This is a genomic window from Chryseolinea serpens (assembly GCF_900129725.1).
In the GTDB taxonomy this organism is placed as follows: Bacteria; Bacteroidota; Bacteroidia; order Cytophagales; family Cyclobacteriaceae; genus Chryseolinea; species Chryseolinea serpens.
The window spans coordinates 1019790-1043024 of the sequence record NZ_FQWQ01000003.1; the positions used below are offsets into that span (position 1 = coordinate 1019790).

Here is a 23235-nt window from a genome sequence, read left to right on the forward strand (position 1 = left end):
TTTTTTAAAGACGATCAAAGATCCGTATCAATTCTCGGAACTTCTTTCTTCACGCTGTCGACTTCTTTTTTCACGTCACCGATCGCGTCTTTGAATTCGCGAACACCTTTGCCGAGGCCCTTCATAAAATCAGGAATTTTTTTACCTCCGAAGAAGACCAGGACAAACACTCCGATGAGTAAGATCTCCTGGGCACCTATTCCGCTTAGCATAATTTTAAATGGTTAAAAGTTTAAAGTTTTATGTGTGCAATATTTGATCCTTTCTATCTCCCGCCACCGAACTCCCTTGCCGGGACAAGCCGTCGCGGGATTTTCATCCGGGCAAAACAACCAGAAAACAAAGATTTTGGCCGGTCGGGGGGATTTTTGGACGCGGGGGATTTCTGATACAAAAGAACGCAATCCGGACCGTCTTTTGAAGGATTATGTGCGGTTTTTTTGCCCCTTTTTTTGTTGAATCTTTGCGTTTTTACAACCCACCGAATGAGTTTCACCACCGAGCAACACGAACGCGAATACCTGGAAGAGATCAAGGAAAAACTGGTTTTTGCCATCCAACGGGTAGACGACCGTATAAAACAGTTTTCGACCGAACTAAGACAAAATAAGGAGTACATCCACGAACACCAATCGGGCCTGGACGAGGCCGACATGGTCGCGGCCGGCCAGTCCATCGACCGCATGGCCTTCACCGGCGAATCGGCCGTGGCCCGGAAACGGAAGCTGATGAAGCTCCGCGAGTCGCCTTACTTCGGACGCATCGATTTTGAGGCGGATGGGGGAGGCGAAAAAACCGAAGTCTACATCGGCATCTATACATTTTTTGACGAAACGGCGCGGACCAACCTCATCTACGACTGGCGCGCTCCCATTTCCGCCATGTTCTATGATTTTGAACTGGGCGATGCCTCCTATACCACACCGGCGCGAACCGTGAAAGGCGAGATCGTTTTGAAACGCCAATACAAGATCGCACAGGGCCGTATGGAGTTCATGATCGAAAACGCCGTCAACATCCACGACGACATCCTGCAAAAGGAGCTGAGCAAGTCCAGCGACGACAAGATGAAGAACATTGTCGCCACTATTCAGCGCGACCAAAATGCTGTGATCCGCAACGAGACCGCCCCCGTCATGATCATCCAGGGTGTGGCCGGTTCGGGCAAGACCTCCATCGCGTTGCACCGCATTGCATTTCTGCTCTATCGCTTTCGCGAGAGCATCGCATCAAAAGACATTCTCATCCTCTCGCCCAACAAAGTTTTTGCCGACTACATCTCCAACGTTTTGCCCGAATTGGGCGAAGAGCAGATCCCCGAGATGGAGATGGAAGAACTGGCCATGGAGGTGTTGGAAAACAAATACCGGTTCCAGAATTTTTTCCAGCAGGTTGCCGCGCTCCTCGAGCACCACGACGAAGCGTTCATCGCGCGCGTGCGGGCAAAATCGTCGTTCGAATTTCTGAGACGCCTCAACCAGTATCTCATCCATGTCGAGAACAATTATTTTGATCCCACTGAATTGCACCTGGCCGGTGTGGTGATTCCGTTTCCGTTCATCATGGAGCGGTTCAAATCTTATCATCGCATCCCGATGCTGAAGCGCTTCCCCGAAGTGATCCAGGATATCCAGCAGTACATCCGCAACCAAACCAAACGCAAATTGTCGGGCCAGGAAAAGGCGCGGCTTTGGGAAGCGGTTCCACGCATGCTGAAATTCAGCAACGTGCTCGATCTCTACAAGGACTTCTTCACATGGTCGGGCCAGCCCGAACTGTTCAAAAGAACTTCCCATGGCGACCTGGAGTATGCCGATGTCTTTCCACTCATCTATTTCAAGATCCGGCTGGAGGGCGCGCAGACCTACGACCACGTGAAGCACCTGCTGGTGGATGAGATGCAGGATTACACGCCCGTGCAATACGCCGTGCTGTCGCGATTGTTCAAATGCAAGAAGACGATTTTGGGAGATGTAAGTCAGCAGGTGAACCCGTATAGCGCTTCCGATGCGGAAGGCATCGAACAAGTGTTTCCCCAGGCCGACATTGTAAAACTTTTCAGAAGCTACCGGTCCACCTTCGAGATCACGACCTTTGCCCAGCGCCTGTTTTTCAACCCCAACCTCATCGCCATGGAACGCCATGGCGCGCCTCCGACGGTGACAGGCTTTGGCAGTAATGCAGAAGAGATAGAGGCCATCAAAAAGATGGTGAAACAGTTCGAACAATCGGGCTTCAAATCGCTGGGCGTTATTTGCAAGACGCGCCAGCAGGCCGAGTTTGTCTACCGCGAAGTGAAAGCACACGGCATACACCTGCTCACGCCCGACAGCACACATTTCAAGGAAGGCATCATCATCACCACCGCCCACCTTGCCAAAGGACTGGAGTTCGATGAGGTGATCGTGCCGTTTGCGTCGGCGCGCAACTATCAAACCGAAATAGATAAACGCATGCTCTACATTGCCTGCACTCGCGCCATGCATCAATTGACGCTTACGTATGCTACGGAAAGATCGGTGTTCATAGATTAACCGATTGTCAGGAAGAACTCACCACGATCAGGCGATTCTTTCGGAGGGATAACGTGAAAGTTTAAAGGCACGACAACCGGCTTTGGGTCGGGTATCCGCCATCACCGTTTGGAGTATACAAGCCTTTATTTCAAGTGGACCAGCGTTGCGTTCCGGTGCATTACCGGCTTGTTGTTTCGGCCCAAACTTGGAATTCTATGCGGTGGCTGGCTTAAATTCTTATATTTTTCAGGAAAGATATTACATCCTTAGCCCAGGCGTTGTCTTGATTGCGCGGGTCATGTCCGCTTCAGTCCGAAATTGTATCGTTCGTGAACGATGCGTTTCAGCATGCCGATCTGCCCGCCGTGCCAGAAGGCGTGTTTAATGTTCCAGTCCAGGGCTTCGAATTTTGTACTGGCCATAGGGCTTGCTATGGGGGAAGGGTGCAGCGGGCTGTCGAGGTTTTCGGTGGATAGACTGCCGATGATGGCTATCGATTTTTGTTCCATCACCAGCAATTGCTCGTGCAAGGCTTCGGGGGCAAACTGCCCTTGTGATAATTCGGGGCGGGCATTGGTAAAAAATGCATCATACTCTCGCAGTGGAATTTTTTGAAGGACATCCGGTTGATGACCCTTGATCAGCATGATGGAATTAAAGTAAAAACTCACGATCAAGTGACCTACCTGCCAAGCTACGTTCGTATCCATAACGGGAGGGATGGTGTTCCAACGATCGTAGGGAATGGAACCGATGACTTTGTTTGTTAGCTCGTAGGCGCTCTGGGTTTGCTTTTGTAAAATTTCTACCGGGTTCATAATTAAAAAAGGCCAAAGGATAGATCAAGAATTTTTAGAACGATAAGGTAGTGGTCGGACCGAAAATAGCCAAATGTTTTAAAGCGGGAAGGTTACTGGCGAGGATGAGGGAAGGATCTCTTGAAGATTATATTTCGTGCGGAGGACGCTTGCATGTTGACTTTTGCTTGGGGGCAACGTTGTGTAGGAATTGATGCTCCGGGTTATTTCTTTTTTGGAATCGTAGAAAGTGCCGACTCAAGCGCCCTGAACAGAACGGGAACGGCCGTGAGCAGACCCATGACCAACGAGAAGGCATTTTTCTGACTGTATAACAAGAACAGGGCTACACCGCTCAATACGATCATAAGCGCCAACCGGACCCGATTCCAATTTCCGTCCTTCGAAACGTTTTCGCGCAGCACGAGGGCTTGCTCCGGATTTACATACGACAGCACGAACTCCCGAAAGCTGGCATTCATAAGCCGGAGCGAACCCTGGCCGACGAATATGCCTTTGCTCAAAAGACGTTTAATGGAATCCACATTTTTCCGGTTCACCAGACCATCTTCGGCAAGATCATAGATGAGGTATCGTTCCTCCTGCGAACAGGAATCCCACAGGTAAGCGTAATAGTTATAAGCAAGGCTTTTTATTTTATCCACCAGCTCAACGACTTCAACACTTTTGGATTGCTTGACAAATCGCTGAAGAATAGGCTTCAGGTTTTGAAGGTATTGTCCGTGGTTGCATTCCTTGTTGATGAACCTGTCGAATTGGCTTGGTACTTTTCCTGAGTAACCGGAGATTTGCAGAGGCTGAATGACCTTATGGAATCGGGCCAGGACCGCATGCCAGCGCGATTTGATATTGACCTCCATTTCCGGAAAGGCGTCAAACAATTGCACCGGATGGACAGCGGAAAACAGGAGGATCTTAACATGGGGATATGAAAGAATTTTTTCCAGGAACCCCAGTTTCTTTTGGGTGAGGTCCTTGTTATTCAAGTCAAACTCAAAATGTTCGATGATGCAAAGGGTTTTGACAGACGATGTTAGCGACTCGTCATACTTTTTTGATTTGGAAGCAAACGATGGATCACGAAAGTTTATTGAAATGGCTTTCGCGGAACTTTGTTGACGGGTAAACCATTTTAATGCAGCGTTTGAAAGATTGTTCTCCAAGAAGGATAGTCCAATGATTAAAACAGGCTGAAAGTCTAAGAATTTATCCAGGCGGGAGAATTTTTCCTTTGACGAGAGTTCGGGTAACATGAATGAGGATGATAAAAGCTTGTCAAGCCACACATCCGTGACGAGCGGAGTCTTATGGATATTACAAATAAAGGTACACTGGCTTAGCACTTTGATGAGGAAGAATAAATAAACCAGCGCCAAAACGCCAATGACGAACGGAAAGATCCGGAGATGAAATGTCGGGATCTGCGCTACAGATGCCTTTGGCGGAGGAGGGCCGGACTTGGCGGGTTGCAGTGCCAACGAGTTTGATTTTTTGGTCCAGCGCCATAGGGTTCCACCAAAATGCGTCTGGAGGCTGTCGTTGTTCTGAAGAAAGGTAAGCGCGGGCTTCCCTGTGATCCAGGCGGCCAGACGTGGAAATCCGGAGGTGGCCTGCTTGCTTCTCAGGGTATTCCGCGTTTCGCTTTTATACGTTTCATCTTCCGATATCCCGAAGCGGTAGATTTCGTGATCGCCTTCCGTGGATGTGCCGTCATTTTTGTATAACTTTTGAGTGAAGGCAAGCTGATTGGCCATGGTAAACAACAATCGTTCATGGTTGAAGGAATGCTTAAAAAAGATGACTGTGGGGAGAGCCCCAATCAGCAGCAGCAGGGAAAATAACGCGGGTGTGAAAAGCCATAGCACACCGTCGGGTGAATGCTTCACGCGGGATGCCAACCAGGCCACACCGCGCCACGAAATTTTTTTATCGACAATTTCCTTGATTTGCCTCAGCGACGGCAACGACATGTTGATGATGACGATAAGGGCAATCTGAATGAAGACCACCCAAGGGAAATGAGGAAAACCGTGCGAGACACTCGCCAAAATGTCCAGCAAGAAGATCAGGACGATGGGCACAAGGAGGATGCTCAGTCTTGGGCTGCTGTAATAGTTTTGATAGGAAGGCATGTTCAGATAAACAAAGATGGGCGGTAGCAGACAAGCCGGGAGCGTGATAAGCACAAAGATTTCTTCCAGATCGTTCAACACGCCAAAAAGGAACAGGGAAATCAAGAGTAGAAGCAAAAATAAATTTAGCCATAGGATGCTCGCATATTTCTTTGATTTTTTTACTTCCGGCTTTAACCAATCCAGCGACAAATGCGCGATAGCTCTTTTGTGAATCAAGCGAATGAGCACGACCGTGACCAATACCATCAACAGTTGAATGCCCAGCAAGCCGGTGGTGACGAGCTTGACATAAAACTTTGAAGTCTCCTCCGCAGTAAGATCCTTCATGACAATTAAGTAAAGCGGAAAATTTCGCATCGGCGTGATCTTCACTCGGTGCTCTTTGTTGTAATAGAGCCAGGCATCGGTGGGCATCTGGTGGAAGAATTGTTCGAAGGTGGTTTTGGGAAGGCCGAGCTCTTCGAATATGTTTTCGTTGTTGTTTCGATTAATGTCCGAATGAAACCAGACCTCACCGTTTTTGGTGGCGATGCAAAACTTATAGTTCGGTGGCAGGATGGGGTCCATAACCGAGAGCAGCTTCGTTGTCATGCCGACAACCTTCATCTTGGTTAAATCGCTTGACCGTTGGGAGAGTACAGCTTTGGGATCAATTTCTGTCCACGATAAGATCGATTCTAAGACAAACGTCGTGTCAGCAAAGGGATTTCTCCAGGCTTTGTTCGAATCGAAATCTTTGAAGTATGCCCGTTCCGACACGTCAATCGGGGGAGTGGAAATTCCATTGCTCCATTTGATCCTTTGCATTCCCGTGGAGTCCGTCCAATGGATTCTCATGGTTCTGAACTTTTTATTGGGAAGTGAACTGGGTTTTTTATCCGGGAATAGCCGGAGGATGCCATTGGGAACGTCCTTAAGATTGGACTTTCCACCAGAAATAATGATGCTTTTCGGATAACGCGGGAATGACGCATCGGCCGTGTCGAGAATACTCAGATTGTTTTTGATCTCCGCGTCGAATCGATGCTGGATCGCTTTCGATAAGGGATCTAAATTTTCTTCCTCATAGAGCCTGGATGAGCTCAATTCCAGGCTTTGGATAGTCAGTGTGCAAAGGAAACATCCTAGCAACAAAGACAGACCGCACCAGATGACGTCTGATTTGTTGAGGCGTTCGACTTTGCTAATAAAGATCACTTTGATCATGGGCAGTGAAAGCACCAGGAGGAGCGCAGCGATGATCAACGTGTAAAGTAAAGAGGGTTCAATGCTCCGGGTTTCGTCCCGATAATCGGTTTCCTTTTGGAGTCCCAGGAGCAAACATTTTTTTCCGGCAAGTGAAAACGGATGGGTGAACACCTCATAGGCGGTGCCGTTTAAGTTGAGCGTAGTACGACGTCCCTGATTTTTGTAAACCGAAATCGCGGCAGAATCCGAAATGCCAATGGTATTGGTGTTGAATAAAACTTCGGGATGAGCTTTCGGATCAACTTCGGAACCGGCTTTCAGCAAGACGTAGTCTTCAATAACATCCTGGAAAAGCCCTTTGGTAAAGTTCTGATAGGTGATCGAGGCCTTCAGCAGATAGGCCGAATCCTTTTCGATGGTCTGGGGATTTCCAGAATCTTGAAGAACAAGAATAGTGTCTGTGAAAATTATTTTCGAAGGAGATAGTTCCAGATCGATAAAGGCGGTCGCATCTTTAATATAAGTTAGGCCCTCGACAATGATCCCTTTTTTTAATAATTCTGTTTTGTACGTTGTTTTAGTTGAAGCAGTGTCCTTGGCGTGTATCTTCCCTCTCTTTTCCCATAGATAGTTTTTAATGATGTGCCTTTCCCTGTATTGCTCCAGTTTGTGATTGAGATTAGTCGCCGCGCGTCCCAGCACCCTGAAATTCCGAAGCGTCACCGCCTCCTCTCGATTGCTCACATACACAAAAAAGTATAAACAAAGCAAGGTCAGTATCAACCCTGTGGTGATAAAGAATGCCACCGATTGCCGGAATTGGGCCGACAAAGTCATAAAGTGAACGTCAAGTAAAATGAGCCGGTGAAGACCTCCCTGGTTTCCATACTTCGAAAATGAGTTTGATCGCGCCCCTGAATTCAGTTACGCATTCGATTATTCGTTTACGTCAAATGCTCCATAGCACTCCGTAATTCCTGAAAACACGCAAACGAAAATTTCTCCCTAAGTATTCTCAGGTAGGAGTGAGTTATCAATTTTATTCTGACGGATTCCAGGTGGGCTCGATCGACACGAGGGCATACAGACAACTCAAGGAATCTTTAACAAGATAAGATTTAATTCAACATTTGCAAATGAGATAGCTTGATTTTCGAAGGCCATTTTTCCGGGAGCAATAAAGGGAGAGGTTTTCATGGCTTGTTATTTTAACGAAGCTATGTTCCCCCATCTCCCTTTCACCATTAAGAAACCCGACATGTCAAGTTTGCTGTCTGGCAGCCTTGTATGTTGATTAGTTGGACCGATAGGCCATGGCAAACTCGTTTGCAAATTCCTTCAGTGAAGTTTGCCCGGCCACGTGCGCTTTGTGCTTTTGAAGGTCTTCCGTAAAACTTCCATCCCGCAATGCCATGCCGATCTCAATCATGTACACGGTTGCCATTTGTTCGGAGAATCCGTTTTGCAACAACGCATTCAATAACTGTTCGTCTGAAAAAGCAACCCAGCGAACATCGGTCTTTCCAACGGCGCTGCCGAGTTGTTGGGCTACGTCGGCGCCACTCTTTTCATCGCCGACGATGTACCGGAACTGCTTTCCGGAAAAGGACAATGTATCCAGTGCCTGGGAGGCTACTTCGGCAATGTCGCGGGGGTGGGAGAGAGGGAAGGTCACCGACGCATCAAAATTATTACCCAGCATGCCTTGATGTTTCACCATGCCGATTACACCCAAAAAATTGGTGAGGAACATGCCCGGCCGGAGGTGCAGCACGTTGACAGCGGGGAGTGCATTGAGTTTTTGTTCGACAAAATAATTGGCACCGGTCGGCCCCAGGCCATCCGGATCATGCGCACCGATGCTACTTAAATTCACCACATACCTGATTTCGTTTGCCTGAACCGCTTTTGCATATTGCTCACCGACGGTGCGGATATACTGTTTCAAATCGGTTGACCGCGGGTTAGGCGGGATCATCAGGTAAACCGCGTCCGCGCCCTCAAACGCTTTGGCCACAAAGGCATAGTCTTCAACGGAACCGATGGCCGGAATAGCATGAAGTGCTTCGATGTCACCGGCGCGATCGGCATTCGAGCTCACCACTTTTACTTCATGCCCACGGGCGACTAATTTTTCGACCAATACTCGACTGATGTTCCCCAGGGAACCGGTTACTGTAATTTTCATAGTTGTTTTGTTTTATTGTTCGGGGCAAAACTATCTTTGTACTTACTTTTGTACAAGTACTTACCCTATAGTATGTATGACCACCATTAAAGCAAATTCCACCATCCAGGAAAACAAGAGCCAGGCGTATGTGACCTGCCCGGTAACTTTTGTCATGGATAAAATCGGCGGCTACTGGAAACCGATCATCTTGTTCAACCTGTTGGGCGGGGTCAGACGCTACAGCGAACTGAAGCGCGCTGTTCCCACGATCACCGAGAAAGTTTTGATCCAGCAACTAAAGCAGTTGGAAAGCGAAGGATTGATCACCCGAAAAGCAAAGCCGACCGTGCCACCGCATGTCACCTACGAGTTGTCAAAATCCGGAAAGGCGTTGCGGCCCGTGCTTTATGCCATGGCCGAATGGGCGGTGCACAACAGCGGGAAATTGTCAAAGACGTTTTCCCGGCAGATGGCGGATTTTCCGTTGGAATAATCAAGCGATCCTATCGATAAGAAGAAGGGCTCCTTAAAAAAAGAAATTTTAACTTGTTCATATGTTCATACATATATACCTTTAAGCGGTCGGTGAGTTTTCCGGATGCTTCGGGCAGAGAACTGCACGATCGATCTACAGCATAAAAAAATCATGGCGATGAGAAATCTTCTGTTAAAAGGTACGGTCTTCCTCTTGTTGAGCTACGTTTCCATTCCGCTCCTGGCCGGTCCCGGAAACATTGCACCCCAAGCGACCATCACGGCGTCCACCGAACTCAACGCCGATTTCAATGCACGGAACATTGCCGATGGCGTGATCCGCATTCCAAACAACGGGGAATGGGCTTGCCTGGGCGACACGACCGATTGGGGATATATTCGTTTTCCCTGGATCCAATTGGAATGGAAGTCGGAGCAGAAGATCAACAAGATCGTTTTATACGACCGCCCATCCCTGCGCGAGAACATTGCCGGGGGTAAACTTCTGTTCAGCGATGGCAGCATGATTTGGGTGAACCAACTTCCCGGCGATGGAACCGGGAAGGCGATTACGTTTGATACAAAAACCGTTCGGTGGGTGAAGTTCGTCACTACCGATGGAACGGGGAGGAACCTCGGCTTTTCAGAGATCGAAGTCTTTCCGTCGCCGGAGCAGTTCACCGACTATGTGTCAATGGTCGACCCGTACATAGAGACCAACCGAGGCCGGTACTTTTTCTTTGTCACCGGCAGCCGGCCCTTTGGCATGGTGAGCGCTGCGCCGCATACCCGCAACAAGAATCAGAATGGTGGTGGCTATAATTATAATGAGCAGCACATCCTGGGCTTCGGACAAATTCACTGCTGGATGCTCTCGGGCATCGAGGTGATGCCCGCGCAGGTTTCGGTTGATCCAACAAAAGGAGAGGCCGCCTGGAAATCAAAATTCACACACGACGAAGAAATGGTGCAGCCGGGCTATCACCGTGTCTATCTCCAGGATGCCGACACCTGGACCGAACTCACCACCACCGAGCGCGTGAGCTTCTATCGCTTCCGCTTCACCCGCAACATGAAGACCCAGATCCTCGCTAACCTGGGGGGCTACCTGTCTAACAGCACCATGGCCAACGCCGACGTGAAGAAGACCTCAGCCTCGGAATTTGAGGGTTCGCTCAGTTCAGTGAAACGCTATTGGGGAGGTCCCAAAGACGTAAAGATCTATTTCGTAGTTCGTTTTGATAAACCTTTTCAAAACCTCAACGGATGGAAAGGCACGCGCCAAATGAAGGACATCACCACGCTGGCGGGCGACAGCCTCGGCATCGCGGCAGCCTACGACGTGAAGGCGGGAGAACAACTTCAAATGAAGATCGGCATCTCCTATACCAGCATCGACAACGCGCGCAAGAACCTGGAGACGGAATGCACGACGTGGGACTTCGATGCCGTGAAAAACGAGTCACAAAAAATATGGAACGATTGGTTGGGAAAAATTAAGGTAGAAGGCGGTCGCGCCGATCAGCGTGTGAAATTTTATACGGACCTGTGGCACGTGCTGCTGGGCCGTCACAAGATCAATGACGTCTCCGGCGATTACCCCGACCGCACCACGGGCAAACGCGAGGGCAACTTCACGGACGCTGTATTCAAAGTGAAAACCTTGCCGCGCGATGCCAATGGAAATCTGAAATACAATATGTACAACTCGGATGCCTTTTGGCTCACGCAATGGAACCTTAACGTGCTCTGGGGCCTGGCGTGGCCATCGGTTCAGGATGAGATGTCGGCTTCCATGATCCAGTATGCCGACAACGGCTACCTGCTTCCGCGCGGGCCCAGCGGCGGTGGCTACTCGTATATCATGACCAGCAGTCCCACCACGATGCTCATCGCCAGCACCTACATGAAGAACCTGCTGACCAAGGTCGACGCCAAGCATGCCTTCGAAGTCGTGAAACGCAACCATCTCCCCGGCGGCATGTTGGGAAGCGCTGCCGACATTGACTTCTATACGCAACACGGCTGGTGGAAAGACAATGCGGGCATCACCGTTGAAGCCGCTCTCCAGGATTGGGCCATTGCTCAGATGGCACAAAAGATGGGAAGAAAAAAAGACTATGCATTTTTTATGGATCGCTCCGCGGGATGGAAGAAATGCTTCAACCCAAAGTGGAATCTCTTGTTTCCGAAAGATGCACAGGGGAAATTCCTGCACGACGATCCGCTCAGCGGAAGCGGATGGGTGGAAGCCAATGCATGGCAAGCCACCTGGGCCGTGTCGCACGACCTGCCAGGGCTGGCCAAACTCATGGGGGGGCAGGATTCGCTCGCAGCAAAATTGAATTATGCATTTGAGAAGGCTGAACCGAGCAACTTTGTATTTGGCTATACGGATGGCTATGTGAGTTACGCCAATCAGCCAGGTTGCTCCAACGCGCATGTTTTTAATTATGCAGGCAAGCCTTGGCTCACGCAGTACTGGGTTCGCCAGGTAAAAGAAAAAGCCTTCGGTGGCACAACGCCCGACCTGGGGTACGGCGGCCACGACGAAGATCAGGGACAAATGGGGGGAACAAGCGCGTTGATGGCACTGGGCTTGTTCAGCGTGCAAGGCAACGCTGCCATAGATCCGGTCTATGAGATCACCAGCCCCATCTTTGACACGATCACCATTTCACTGGATCCTAAGTATTATAGCGGCAGCCAGTTCGTGATCACCACGCACGGCAACAGCGACGAGAATGTCTATATTCAAAAGGCTACACTCAATGGCAAAACGCATAACCAATTCTTTATCCGCCATGCCGACTATGCCCGCGGCGGTCAGCTGGAGTTGTGGCTGGGGAAGGAACCGAACCGGAATTGGGGAACGGTCTCCGCAAAATGATGCGGTGCGGTTTCGACCATCCTGAACCTGCAAGCAAAGCGTTTTAAAGCGTTATGGGCACTTTTTTGACGAAAGTTCCCCCTTTCATGCAAACGTTTTAAAAAAAAGTCAAAATTCTTTTTTGGCAATCCTTTTTTGTTCAATTTTGGCTTGTTCATATGTTCATACATACTGACAGTGCACGTTTTGAATCATGCTTTAATGCCAACTAAATTCTTTTTTATGAATAAAAAATTTTACCGCGACATAGGATTATTCCTCCTGACGGTAGTTTGCCTGCTGGCCACAACGTCTGCTGGATTTTCAGCGCCGGCTAGTTTTCTAGTACAACAAACCAAGATCTCCGGTAAAGTGATCTCCGCCGACAACGAGGTCCTGCCCGGTGTGAACGTGATCATCAAAGGAACCAGCGAAGGAACGGTGACCGATGCCGAAGGGTTCTACTCGATCAACGTTCCCGGCCCGGATGCCACCCTGGTGTTCTCCTTCATCGGCTTCTCGCCGGAAGAGATCACCGTCGGCAACCAGACCCGGCTCGACGTGACCATGACCCCGGCGCTCGAAGCGCTCTCGGAGATTGTGGTGATCGGTTATGGCGAAGTGAAGAAGTCGGACCTCACCGGTTCGGTTTCGTCGGTGAAGGCCGAGGAGTTGAAGGCCATCCCCACCACATCGTTCGACCAGGCGTTGCAGGGGAGAGCTGCCGGTGTGCAAGTGCAGCAAACCTCGGGTCAGCCGGGAGCAGAAGCTTCCATCCGCATCCGGGGAACAAGCTCGATCACCGCAGCCAACGAGCCACTCTATGTTATAGATGGTATGCTGGTGAACAGCAGCACAGCGGATGTAACGGCCGGCGGTTTCCAAGGCCCGCGCATTGGCCCGCTTTCAGCCATCAACCCAAGCGATATTGAATCGATCGAAATATTGAAAGACGCCTCCGCTACCGCCATCTATGGTTCGCGCGGTGCCAACGGCGTCATCCTCATCACCACCAAGCGCGGTAAGAAAGGAACAAGCGCTTTGAATTTTGAGAGCTACTACGGCGTGCAGCAAGTATCCAAACAACTCGACCTGCTCAATGCGAGCCAGTTCGGCAGTTTGGTGAACGAAGCCCGCTCAAATGCCGGTTTGCCTCTTGTGTACACCAATCCTCAAAACCTGGGCACCGGAACCGACTGGCAGAAAGAAATCTACCGCACCGCCCCGATACAAAACTATCAGCTGTCGTTCACAGGCGGTACGGAGAAAACACAATATGCCATCTCCGGCGGATTGTTCGATCAGGATGGTGTCGTTATCGGTAGCGACTTTAAGCGCTATTCATTCCGCACCAACATCAACACCGAGATCAGCAAAAAGCTGAGCGTGGGAACGAACATGTCCCTTTCAAGCACAAGCGGCAATGTGCTGAACACCGGTCTGCAATTTATTGCTCCGGGTGTGATCGGCGAAGCATTGACCATGAACCCGATCCTGCCGGTGTATGATCCTGCACAAAAAGGCGGATACACCTATGAGAACACCATTGGCCCGGCGCAAGCGGCACAGACCGGAACCGTGGCGGGCAACCCTGTGGCAGAGGCAAGAAGTGCAAAGGCGCTGAGCACCAGCACCCGGATCCTGGGCAATGTGGAAGCGAAATATAAAATTATAAATGCCCTGGTATTCAAGACCAGTTTGGGTATAGACGCCGTGTTTTCGAAAGACAGAATGTTCCAGCCGTCGTGGCTCCGCGCCGCGCAAGCTGCGAAAGGCGTCGCCGGTCTGGCTACGTTGCAAGGCGTGACCTGGCTGAACGAGAACACCCTTACTTATGACAAGCAACTTGGAAAAGATAATCTGAATGTGGTAGTGGGCTACACCCTGCAGGAATTCCAAAATGAATCGTTCGGCGTCAATGTTTTTGGGACCGACGATCAACTGGGATATCACCACGTGGGCAGCGCCTCGAGCCCACAGGCTCCCTACAACAGCGAGAGCAAATGGAGCATGGTGTCGTACCTGGGACGTGCGCAATATTCCCTCAATCACAAATACCTGTTCACCGTCACGGGTCGTGTGGACGGCTCGTCAAAATTTGGCGCGGCGAACAAATACGCATTCTTCCCTTCGGGCGCATTTGCCTGGCGGATGTCGGATGAATCTTTTATGCAGGATATTGACTTCCTGTCCGACCTGAAACTGAAAGCATCCCTCGGTACGATCGGCAACCAGGCCATCAATCCCTATCAGTCGCTTCCCACGGTGGCTTCCTATGGTCAGGGGGTCTTCAACAACGGCACCACGGTGTTGCCCTACAACAGCAGCCAGCCGCAGATCTACAACAACCCGAACTTGAAGTGGGAAACCACTCGCCAGTTTAACATCGGTTTTGATGCCGGCTTTTTAGATGGACGCATCCAGATGACCGCCGAGTATTATAGAAAATATACCTACGACCTGTTGTTGAACACGCCGATCTCCAGCACCACCGGTTTTGAGAACACCTACCTGAACGTCGGCAACGTGGAGAACAAAGGTTTTGACCTGGAGATCACGACCGTGAACACCAGCTCCTCCAGTGCGCTGAAGTGGAACACCTCGCTCAACCTTTCGATGAACCGGAACGAAGTCACCAAGCTGGCCACCGATAGCGATGTGCAGTTGGGCAATGGTTTGATCCTGAGAGAAGGACAACCGATCGGTACGTTCTACGGCTATGTGTTCGACGGCATTTTTCAAACCGACGAAGAGGTCAGCAAGAGCGCCGTGTTTGCAAACCAGAAAAGCGGAGCGAGCCAGGCCAAAGCCGGCGACCGGAAATACAAAGACATCGTGCCCGACGGCGTGATCGACGACAAGGACCGGACCATCATCGGACATGCCTTGCCGAAGTATACCTGGGGCTTGAACAACACGCTTTCCTTCAAAAACTTTACGCTGAACTTTTTCTTCCAGGCCTCGCAGGGCAACAACATGAACAACCTGAACCGGATGTTCCTGGAAGACATGAACGGCGAGCACAACGTGTTGGCCGATGCAGCCCTGAACCGCTGGACACCGACAAACCCCAGCAACGAATATCCCCGCGCGTTGGCAAAACGCACGGCCGATGTGGGAACGATTTCTTCTAAGTTCATCGAAGACGCATCGTACATACGGTTGAAGAATGTGAACCTTGCCTACAACGTTCCGTCGATGATGCTGGACCGTTTCGGGATGAGAAGCCTCCGGATCTATGTGAGCGCCACCAACCTGTTCACCAGCACCAACTACCGTGGCTATGATCCGGAGGGCAGCAGCTATGGAACGGCCACGGCCTATCCCGGCATCGACCAGGGCCGCTATCCGCTGACGAAAACTTACCTGGTGGGTCTTAACCTTGGTTTTTAAAATTATAACGATCACAACCATGAAATCATTGACTATACATATGAAGACGGCCGGTGCCATTCTCCTGTTGTCTCTGTTGTCAACTTCCTGCAAGGACTTCCTGGAAGAGAATCCGAAGGACCGGCAGACGACGACGAACTTTTATACGACCGAGGAAAATGCCCTGTCGGCCGTGAATGCGATCTATGCCCACCTGAACTCTCAAAGCGGCGACACCTTTGGTGGTGTGTATTTTGGAGGGTTCTGGGTAACGGAAGGTTTGTCTTCCGATGAGATGATCAATCTCCAGTCGGGCTCGCCGGACCAGGATCAGTTGGCGACCTTCACACAGGACCCCAACAACGGGACGCTCTACGAGATTTGGAAACAACACTACAAGGCGATCTCCCTCGCCAATGTGGCCATCGCCAAAATCCCGGGCATCCAAATGGATGAAACGCTGAGGACGCGCTACATCAACGAAGCAAAATTTCTCAGGGGATTGTTGTATTTCAACCTGGTGCGCATGTTCGGCAAAATACCCCTGCTGACAAGCGACGTAACGTCGACAACGCCATCGGCAGAAGAAGTAGACGTGATCTATACACAGATCCTTGCCGATCTTAACGACGCCACCAACCTTCCTGCCGACCAGGCCGACGGAAGGGGACGCGCCACCGCGGGTGCCGCGCACGCTCTGCTGGCAAAAGTATACCTCACCCGGAAAGACTATGACAACGCCATCGCCGAATGCGAAAAGGTGATCGACTCGGGTAAGTATGAACTGTGGGATAATTTTGCAGACATCTTTAAAATTGCCAACCGCGGATTGAAAGAAGCGATCTTCTCTGTTGGTTTTGGAACGGCTGGAAATGCCCTCAGCTTCTGGGAAGTGGCGCAAGTGCATGTGCGTTTGCTGCCTCCTGAGTTGTCTTCGGCGGGAATCACCTCCAACACCCTGGGATGGACCGCGCCCACGCAAGCCCTGGTGGATAGCTACGACGCCATCGACGAACGCCGTGACGTGACCGTGTTCAATCGCTTTAGTGAAACGGTGGGCGGAAAATCTTACAACGTGCCGTTCAGTCGCTACTACTTTAGAAAGTATTGGGATGTGACGACACCAACCGAATTCAACACCTCGGAAGCCAACATCGATTTCCCCGTGATCCGCTATGCCGACGTGCTGCTGATGTATGCCGAAGCCTTGAATGAAAAAGACCGGTCACAGGAAGCACACGACGCCGTGAACCTGGTGCGCCACCGCGCGAACCTGGCAGACCTTTCCGGTCTTAGCAAAGACGCATTCCGCGATGCCGTGCTCGTCGAAAGAAGACATGAGCTGGCAGCAGAAGGTCACCGCTGGTTTGACCTGGCGCGTACGGGCAAGCTGGAGCAACTCGTGCCGCTGGCAAAACCGGGCGTGACGCCGCAGGCGAAGCACTACTTGTTCCCCATTCCGCAGCGCGAACGGGATCTCGATCCCAACTTACCTCAAAATGACTATTGATCATGAACAGGGAAAATACATCCGCATCACCCGTAAAATTTAACACCATGAATGTGTATCGTCAATATATCGCTTACGGCGCCATCCTGTTGGCCACCGTTGTAGGCCTCGGTTCTTGTGAAGATGACTATCAGTCGGACGCTGCTGATCCGGGTCTTCCGCTCACCGTCGATGGAGCATCGATAAAAGCGCCGGGTCATGGGCAATACAAAGTCACACGCAAGCTTGTGGACGGCCAGGTGGTCATCACTGCCGACTTCTCGACACTGAACGGCGTGAAATCGCTCACAGTGACGAAGACCGTGGCCACACAGAAAGATGAGACCTTTGGTCAGAACGGCGTGGTCACCATCGACCCCTTGGGACAAGCCAAATATGACTACACCTACAACCTCCAGGACGGCGATGTTGATAAACTGATCGGCCTCACGTTCCAGGCACAGGATCAGTCCGGAAACGTGTTGACCAGCGACGTCACGCTCGTGGTCACCTTGTCGCCGCGCGAGAACATTCCCCGCAAAAAATGGGCGTGGACGTCCAGGCTTTGGGTGGACAATGACAATTCGCAAGACCTGAAAGATTGCGAGAAAGACAACTACTACCTGTTCAATTCCGATAGCACCGTCACCGTGAACTACGGCGCCGACACCGGGGCAGGCGACTGCGCGTTCGATGGCTTTACCATCTACGACAAATGGTATCTCACCGCCGATGAAAAATACTTCATCCTGAAGAGCCACGGCCTGTTCGACCCCACGGTGAAAGTGGACTCCTTCCAGATGCAGACCCTGACTGTGGACAAACTGGAGATGTCGATCGACATCGATCTCTCGATCTTTGGCCTGGGAACGGATGAGACATTCCTCTATCAATACACGGCAGAGCCCAAGTAGAAAAAAGAATTTGTTTGCGATGGTAAAAAAGTCCGGCCTCTACAACGGCCGGATTTTTTTGTTGTAATACGTTTTTAAGGGGAGCCAACCGCCGGCCCATAACGGGGTGTAGTGGTTTGATCCTTGGGCGCCGATGCTGAAGGTTTCCGTGCATCGGGGTGTGCCCGAGGCTGCACAAAAGAATAGGGGCCCGTGCAAAATGACACGAACCCCATATTCACTACCCAAACTATCTTATTTTTCTTTCTCTGCGCTGATCTTCCCATCGAGACTGGTGAGCGTATAGTATTCACCGTGAAAGAGCACGTGCCGCAACGTGCCATTGAAATGCGTGACACCCGGTTCCTTGATCATTCGTCCCTGCAGATCGGGATTGAACCCAAAGAAACACTTCAACATCACCTGCGACATGCCAATGCCGGCCATGGCATCGCGGGCATGCCATCCGCGTTCGGCGATCCGCACCTTGGCTTTTTGATTCTCCTTGTCATCGCCCCACAGTTCGTGCGACTGCGCCCAGGAGCCTTCGTACGTTACGGGCTCGAGCGCGCGATAGAAGTGAAGGGCTTTTTCAGGATATCCCATCTGCACAAACGCGTCCATCGTTCCCGCAGGCCAGCCGTCGTAGGCGCCGAGCGGGCCGTGGTCGGGGCGATCGGAATTCTTCGCAGCGACGTCCAATAAGGATTGGGCGCGCATCCAATGGTCGGTCATCAATTCCTGGTCTACAAACCTGATCATTTCGGTCTTCATGGTGTCGCTGAGATCTTGTGCCATGAAGCGGCCCATAAACATGAAGTCGAGACAGTGGCGCACTTCAATGGTTTTGTGGTCGGGATAGAGACAATTCCACACACCGTTGCCGGCGTAGAGTTTCATGAGGTAGCCTTTCATTTCGGTGGCCTGGCTGCGCAGTTGATCAGCCTTGGCGTGATCACCAGCGGTGGCGTAGAGATCGGCGGTTTCGCGCAGCATCCAGATGTAGCCCGCGTTGAACGAAGGGACAATTTGTTTGTAGGTAGGCACGCATTCGAGCAGGTTCCATTCGTCGCTGCCAAAATCGGCGAGCTTGTACAGGGGATCGGTGTAACCTGGTTTTCCAAAGAGGGCCATGCGTTGCCCATTGGTGGCATAATGCTCTAGTGTTTCCAATATGGTTTTTCCTTCTACTTTTTCTTTCAGGAACGCATAGTCGCCGGTCACGGCCAGGTAGGAGCGGACCAACTGAAACAGGGCCCAATAGTTTGCCGAGTAAGGGTTGCCCACGCCCTTGCCACCAAAATTATCCACGCCATAGTATTTGCTGGGATCGACTTTCATCCACGAGAGAATGTTTTCTTTTAATTGTGCCGGATCTGTCACGGCTTGCACGGTCGACCATTCGGTGTTGTCCCAGAAAAATGAAATGGTAGCGCCCCATTTCGGACCACCCGTGAGAATTACTTTTTTGTGTTGGGGCAGGTTGGTGTTCAGCAAATACAACATGGTGAGGGGACCGGTGTAATAGACGCGCGAGGCCAGCGTGTCCTCGGTTTCCAACACAGGGAAACATCCGGAGAACAAACTGTTGTTGGGTTGGAACATGGATTGCCACCGCTGTTCCCAGACCGATTTGACCTGGGTAAATTTTTCATCAAAGCCTGTGCTCCAGGTGTTGAGTTGTTGGCTCACCGCGTTGTCGCTGTTGCCGTAGTGCATCAGGTATTCGATCACTTTTGTTTCTCCGGGTTTCAGCGGCAATTTCCATTGGGCCGTTCCGCCGCTGTGGAGGGTTATTAATGTATCCGGCGTGGTTTTGAAGATGAAGCCCGTGATGGCCGGCGTTTCTGTGTCGTGGACCAGCAAGGATGTTTTTCCGGAGGAGGTTGTGTTGTATTTGGTTGCGTTTAAGATTTGTAGATCGTAGGGTGCACGCAAGGTCATTTTCTTTCCGGTGGGTTTCCCGTCCACCAATTCATCTACCTGGGTTTCCGCCATCGTTGCGCTGCCGATGCTTTTGCGCACCAGCTCCACTTCTTCATCCCGTTTGGTGACCATGCCGTTCATTTTGGGATACGGATACCACCATTGCCAGTCGCCGCCGTATTGGCTGATAAAACCAATGGCGTCAATGGAAATGTCCGCCGTGTCGGGTTGGTCATTTTGATTGGTGATCTCGATTCGCCACAGCACACCGTCTTCTTCGGGGAGCATGCGCGTGGTAGACAACAAGGCGAACTTCTCATAACTTGCCTTGCGCTGGGTTTGGTAGGGCTGCCACCGGAACATGTCCACGAGCGGCACCTGGCCATCGATCTTGAAAACACCGGTGTGGTAGCCACCACTATAGGGGGCAGAAGCAAACCAGCTGATGGAGGTGAGGTCGCGGTTGGCTACGGCCTGGCCAAGGAAATTCCGCAACGACGGCTCCATGGCGACGGTGTCTGCTTTTACCCACTTTCCGGAGATTTGCTCCAGCGAGGGAATGTAGTTTTTCTCCGTTTGCGGAGGCGTTGAGCATCCCACCATAAAAAGGAATGCCGTAATAAAAAATAGGCCGAAATAGCCTTTTGTGTGGGTCATAAACCAATAGATTTTGTAGGATCGGTCAAATAAAAGTACCCCTTTTCTTTGTTCATATGTTCATACATATCAAAAATATTTTTAGATTTGTATCACAACCAAAATGCAGTCGCATGAAAATTGTCCTTAATGTTGCGGTATTCGTTTTTTGTCTGGCCGCATTTTCCTGTAAGGAAAACAAGTCTTCGCAAGCCGAACAACCCGAGACACCGATCACCTTCACCGTAGGCCCCGCCCCGGAGTGGACGGCGCTGCTCAAGCGTGAACACGGATGGTTTGGGGGCGACGGTATTTTTGCCATTCCCTTTTCCGGCGTTGACCAAAGCACCGGTACCAACGACAGCATCATGTTCCTCTTCAGCGACACGATGGTGGGCGACATCGAGAAAGGTGTGTTGAAGCCCGGCTATGCCATGATCAATAACTCGGTGATGATGCTGCAGGGAAAAGAGCCTGTGTCGTCTGCCGCTCATTTTCTCATCAACAAAGGCGCGGACCAGAAACCGGCATCGCTATTTGTTCCGGCCTCACCCGAAACCAAAAAGGACGACTATTATTGGCTGGGCGATGGCTTTGTGAACAACGACATGGACGGCAGCCTTTGCATTTTTGCCTACCGCATTCGCAACACCAACGATGGATCGGCCTTCCCGTTTCGCGAAGTGGGCAACAACCTGATCGTTATCCCAAAAGGAACACGTTACCCCTTCAAGGAACAGAAACAATTTGACCTGCCGTTTTCTGCTTCGAAAGATTCTTTAACAACGTCTTTCGGAGTGGGTGTACTGTCGAACACACAGTCGGCCGGCGCTCCGGATGCCGACGGCTTCGTTTATGTGTATGGAGTGAAAGGCCGCGCGAAGGAATTGGTGGTGGCCCGGATCAAACCCGCACAGTTGACCGAATTTTCTTCATGGGAATTTTATAATGGAACAGCGTGGTCATCCAAACCCGAAGAAGCACAACCCCTGGTCGACAGCGTTTCCAATGAACTGAGCGTGACACCGCTGGGGAACGGCAAGTATGCGTTGATCTATCAATACGCAGGCTTGATGCCCACCATCTATATGCAGATCGGGACATCGCCCGTAGGACAGTTTGGTCCTCGCCAGATCGTTTGGAATACTTCAACCGACATCACGGAGCAAGGACTCTTTACATATAATGCGAAAGCGCATCCGGCCATTTCAAAGCCTGGCGAACTGCTGGTGAGCTACAATGTGAACTGCTTTGATTTTGCCAAAAGGATCGAGACGCTTCCTGATCTGTATCGCCCCCGGTTTGTTCGCATCACTTTCAACATGCCTGAAGCAGGCAAATAGTTTTATAACCCGCATTTCATGGAAACGCTACAGGCAACGCAGACTATACCCGCAAACACTTCCGGATTCATTCTCAAAGTTTCCGTCGTGGCCGCGCTGGGGGGATTGCTTTTTGGATACGACACCGCGGTGATCGCCGGGGCCATCGGCTTCCTGGAAACCAAATTCAACCTCACGCCCGCCATGGTGGGCTGGGCTGCCAGCAGCGCCATCTGGGGATGCGTTCTCGGCGCCATGATGGCTGGCTACCTGAGCGATCGCTTTGGTCGAAAAAAAGTGTTGATCGTTACGGCGGTGTTGTTTTTTGTTTCGTCATTGGGCGCCGCCATTCCCCAAAGCCTCACGCAGTTTGTGCTGGCCCGGTTTGTAGGAGGGCTTGGCATCGGTGCAGCCTCCATGCTTTCACCGCTCTATATCTCGGAGATTGCACCTGCAAAGATCCGCGGACAACTCGTGAGTCTTTATCAACTCGCCATCGTCCTGGGCATAAACCTGATCTACTTTGTCAACCTCAAGATCGCCGCGCAGGGCGACCCCACGTGGAATGTGGAATGGGGTTGGCGCTATATGCTGGGTTCGGGCACGCTGCCGGCCTTTTTGTTTTTCGTGCTGTTGTTCCTGGTCCCGGAAAGCCCGCGGTGGCTCATCAAGCGGAAACGCTATGACGAAGCCTTGCTGACGCTGGAGAAGGTGAACGGCAAAGCAAAGGCCAAGGAAATTGCCGACGAGATACAGTCCGCGCTTTCGCAGGAGAACGGGACCGTTGCTGAACTATTCAGTCCGGGGTTGCGCATGGCGCTTGTGGCCGGAATTGTTCTCGCCTTGTTCTCGCAGATCACGGGCATCAACGCGATCATCTATTATGCGCCGGAAATTTTCAAGAGCATCGGTTTCGGACCGGAGTCGGCGTTTTTGCAGACCGTCCTGATCGGTGTGATCAATACAGTGTTCACCTTCGTCGCCATTTGGCTGATCGACCGTGCAGGAAGAAAAACGCTTTTGATGTGGGGTGTAGGAGGGATGATCGTTTGTTTGCTGGGCATCGCGCTGTGCTTTCAATACAGCATCACGCAAGGGCCGTGGCTCCTGCTTTTTATTTTGGCCTACATCGCTTGCTTCGCGTCGTCGTTGGGTCCAATCCCGTGGGTGCTCATCTCGGAGATCTATCCCACAAAAACCAGGGGCCTGGCCATGTCGTTTTGCACGCTGGTGCTTTGGATTGGCGTGGTCTTCATTACCCAGTTCACGCCCGTGTTGTTGCGCGAGCTGGGAGGCGCCGGCACCTTCGGGATCTTCATGGTGAATGCCGTGATCCTGCTAATTTTTGTGTGGCGTAAAATTCCGGAAACAAAACAGCGTACGCTTGAAGAGATCGAGCAAAGCTGGAAGCGATAATTTTTTGCATC

Annotated in this window: 13 protein-coding genes; 8 read left to right on the forward strand and 5 right to left on the reverse strand. The window is 51.1% G+C overall.

All coding sequences use genetic code 11. From position 1 onward, the window contains the following. Positions 1–14: 14 nt before the first annotated feature. Positions 15–212 carry a Sec-independent protein translocase subunit TatA/TatB gene (locus BUB30_RS24120; RefSeq protein ID WP_073139200.1) on the reverse strand — a complete coding sequence of 66 codons (198 nt, stop codon included), beginning with the start codon at positions 210–212 and terminating at the stop codon, positions 15–17. Positions 213–485: 273 nt separating this feature from the next. On the opposite strand from BUB30_RS24120, the gene BUB30_RS24125 reads away from it, so the two are divergent. Further along, positions 486–2534 carry a HelD family protein gene (locus tag BUB30_RS24125; RefSeq protein WP_073139202.1) on the forward strand — a complete coding sequence of 683 codons (2049 nt, stop codon included), beginning with the start codon at positions 486–488 and terminating at the stop codon, positions 2532–2534. Between the two features lie 278 nt (positions 2535–2812). On the opposite strand, the gene BUB30_RS24130 is transcribed toward BUB30_RS24125, so the two are convergent. From BUB30_RS24130 to BUB30_RS24140, 3 genes are all read right to left on the reverse strand, one after another. Continuing rightward, entirely contained in the window at positions 2813–3334 is a 522-nt protein-coding gene (locus BUB30_RS24130) for a DinB family protein (RefSeq protein WP_073139205.1), read from the reverse strand. A gap of 203 nt (positions 3335–3537) precedes the next feature. Beyond that, entirely contained in the window at positions 3538–7494 is a 3957-nt protein-coding gene (locus BUB30_RS24135) for a hypothetical protein (RefSeq protein WP_073139208.1), read from the reverse strand. Between the two features lie 457 nt (positions 7495–7951). Further along, positions 7952–8845 (reverse strand): NAD(P)H-binding protein, encoded by an 894-nt coding sequence (locus BUB30_RS24140; protein WP_073139210.1) that lies wholly within the window; start codon positions 8843–8845, stop codon positions 7952–7954. Positions 8846–8921: 76 nt separating this feature from the next. Here BUB30_RS24140 and BUB30_RS24145 point away from each other — a divergent pair, with 76 nt between their 5' ends. The 5 genes from BUB30_RS24145 to BUB30_RS24165 all read left to right on the forward strand — a co-directional run bounded on the left by BUB30_RS24145 (position 8922) and on the right by BUB30_RS24165 (position 17945). Further along, a complete protein-coding gene (locus BUB30_RS24145) occupies positions 8922–9320 on the forward strand; it encodes a winged helix-turn-helix transcriptional regulator (protein WP_073139213.1) in 399 nt (132 codons plus the stop codon). Positions 9321–9479: 159 nt separating this feature from the next. Beyond that, positions 9480–12191 (forward strand): GH92 family glycosyl hydrolase, encoded by a 2712-nt coding sequence (locus tag BUB30_RS24150; protein ID WP_073139691.1) that lies wholly within the window; start codon positions 9480–9482, stop codon positions 12189–12191. A gap of 222 nt (positions 12192–12413) precedes the next feature. After that, positions 12414–15563 carry a SusC/RagA family TonB-linked outer membrane protein gene (locus BUB30_RS24155; protein WP_073139216.1) on the forward strand — a complete coding sequence of 1050 codons (3150 nt, stop codon included), beginning with the start codon at positions 12414–12416 and terminating at the stop codon, positions 15561–15563. Positions 15564–15582: 19 nt separating this feature from the next. Beyond that, positions 15583–17052 carry a RagB/SusD family nutrient uptake outer membrane protein gene (locus BUB30_RS24160; protein ID WP_073139219.1) on the forward strand — a complete coding sequence of 490 codons (1470 nt, stop codon included), beginning with the start codon at positions 15583–15585 and terminating at the stop codon, positions 17050–17052. A 2-nt stretch (positions 17053–17054) separates the two neighbouring features. Next, positions 17055–17945 carry a hypothetical protein gene (locus BUB30_RS24165; protein WP_073139222.1) on the forward strand — a complete coding sequence of 297 codons (891 nt, stop codon included), beginning with the start codon at positions 17055–17057 and terminating at the stop codon, positions 17943–17945. 234 nt (positions 17946–18179) lie between these two features. On the opposite strand, the gene BUB30_RS24170 is transcribed toward BUB30_RS24165, so the two are convergent. Further along, complete coding sequence (locus BUB30_RS24170; protein WP_073139225.1) at positions 18180–20507, reverse strand: hypothetical protein; 2328 nt, start codon at positions 20505–20507, stop codon at positions 18180–18182. Positions 20508–20620: 113 nt separating this feature from the next. Here BUB30_RS24170 and BUB30_RS24175 point away from each other — a divergent pair, with 113 nt between their 5' ends. Together BUB30_RS24175 and BUB30_RS24180 are read left to right on the forward strand one after the other, a co-directional pair. Next, a complete protein-coding gene (locus BUB30_RS24175; protein ID WP_178377182.1) occupies positions 20621–21829 on the forward strand; it encodes a DUF4185 domain-containing protein in 1209 nt (402 codons plus the stop codon). Between the two features lie 18 nt (positions 21830–21847). After that, the gene (locus BUB30_RS24180) at positions 21848–23224 is read left to right on the forward strand and encodes a sugar porter family MFS transporter (protein ID WP_073139231.1); all 1377 of its coding nucleotides are present in this window, start codon (positions 21848–21850) and stop codon (positions 23222–23224) included. Positions 23225–23235 lie beyond the last annotated feature (11 nt).

Coding starts and splice junctions, on each gene's coding strand:
- BUB30_RS24135 (WP_073139208.1), bottom strand. CDS start 7,494: ATGACTTTGTCGGCCCAATTCCGGCAATCGGTGGCATTCTTTATCACC.
- BUB30_RS24145 (WP_073139213.1), top strand. CDS start 8,922: ATGACCACCATTAAAGCAAATTCCACCATCCAGGAAAACAAGAGCCAG.
- BUB30_RS24160 (WP_073139219.1), top strand. CDS start 15,583: ATGAAATCATTGACTATACATATGAAGACGGCCGGTGCCATTCTCCTG.
- BUB30_RS24155 (WP_073139216.1), top strand. CDS start 12,414: ATGAATAAAAAATTTTACCGCGACATAGGATTATTCCTCCTGACGGTA.
- BUB30_RS24130 (WP_073139205.1), bottom strand. CDS start 3,334: ATGAACCCGGTAGAAATTTTACAAAAGCAAACCCAGAGCGCCTACGAG.
- BUB30_RS24140 (WP_073139210.1), bottom strand. CDS start 8,845: ATGAAAATTACAGTAACCGGTTCCCTGGGGAACATCAGTCGAGTATTG.
- BUB30_RS24125 (WP_073139202.1), top strand. CDS start 486: ATGAGTTTCACCACCGAGCAACACGAACGCGAATACCTGGAAGAGATC.
- BUB30_RS24175 (WP_178377182.1), top strand. CDS start 20,621: ATGAAAATTGTCCTTAATGTTGCGGTATTCGTTTTTTGTCTGGCCGCA.
- BUB30_RS24180 (WP_073139231.1), top strand. CDS start 21,848: ATGGAAACGCTACAGGCAACGCAGACTATACCCGCAAACACTTCCGGA.
- BUB30_RS24165 (WP_073139222.1), top strand. CDS start 17,055: ATGAACAGGGAAAATACATCCGCATCACCCGTAAAATTTAACACCATG.
- BUB30_RS24150 (WP_073139691.1), top strand. CDS start 9,480: ATGAGAAATCTTCTGTTAAAAGGTACGGTCTTCCTCTTGTTGAGCTAC.
- BUB30_RS24170 (WP_073139225.1), bottom strand. CDS start 20,507: ATGACCCACACAAAAGGCTATTTCGGCCTATTTTTTATTACGGCATTC.
- BUB30_RS24120 (WP_073139200.1), bottom strand. CDS start 212: ATGCTAAGCGGAATAGGTGCCCAGGAGATCTTACTCATCGGAGTGTTT.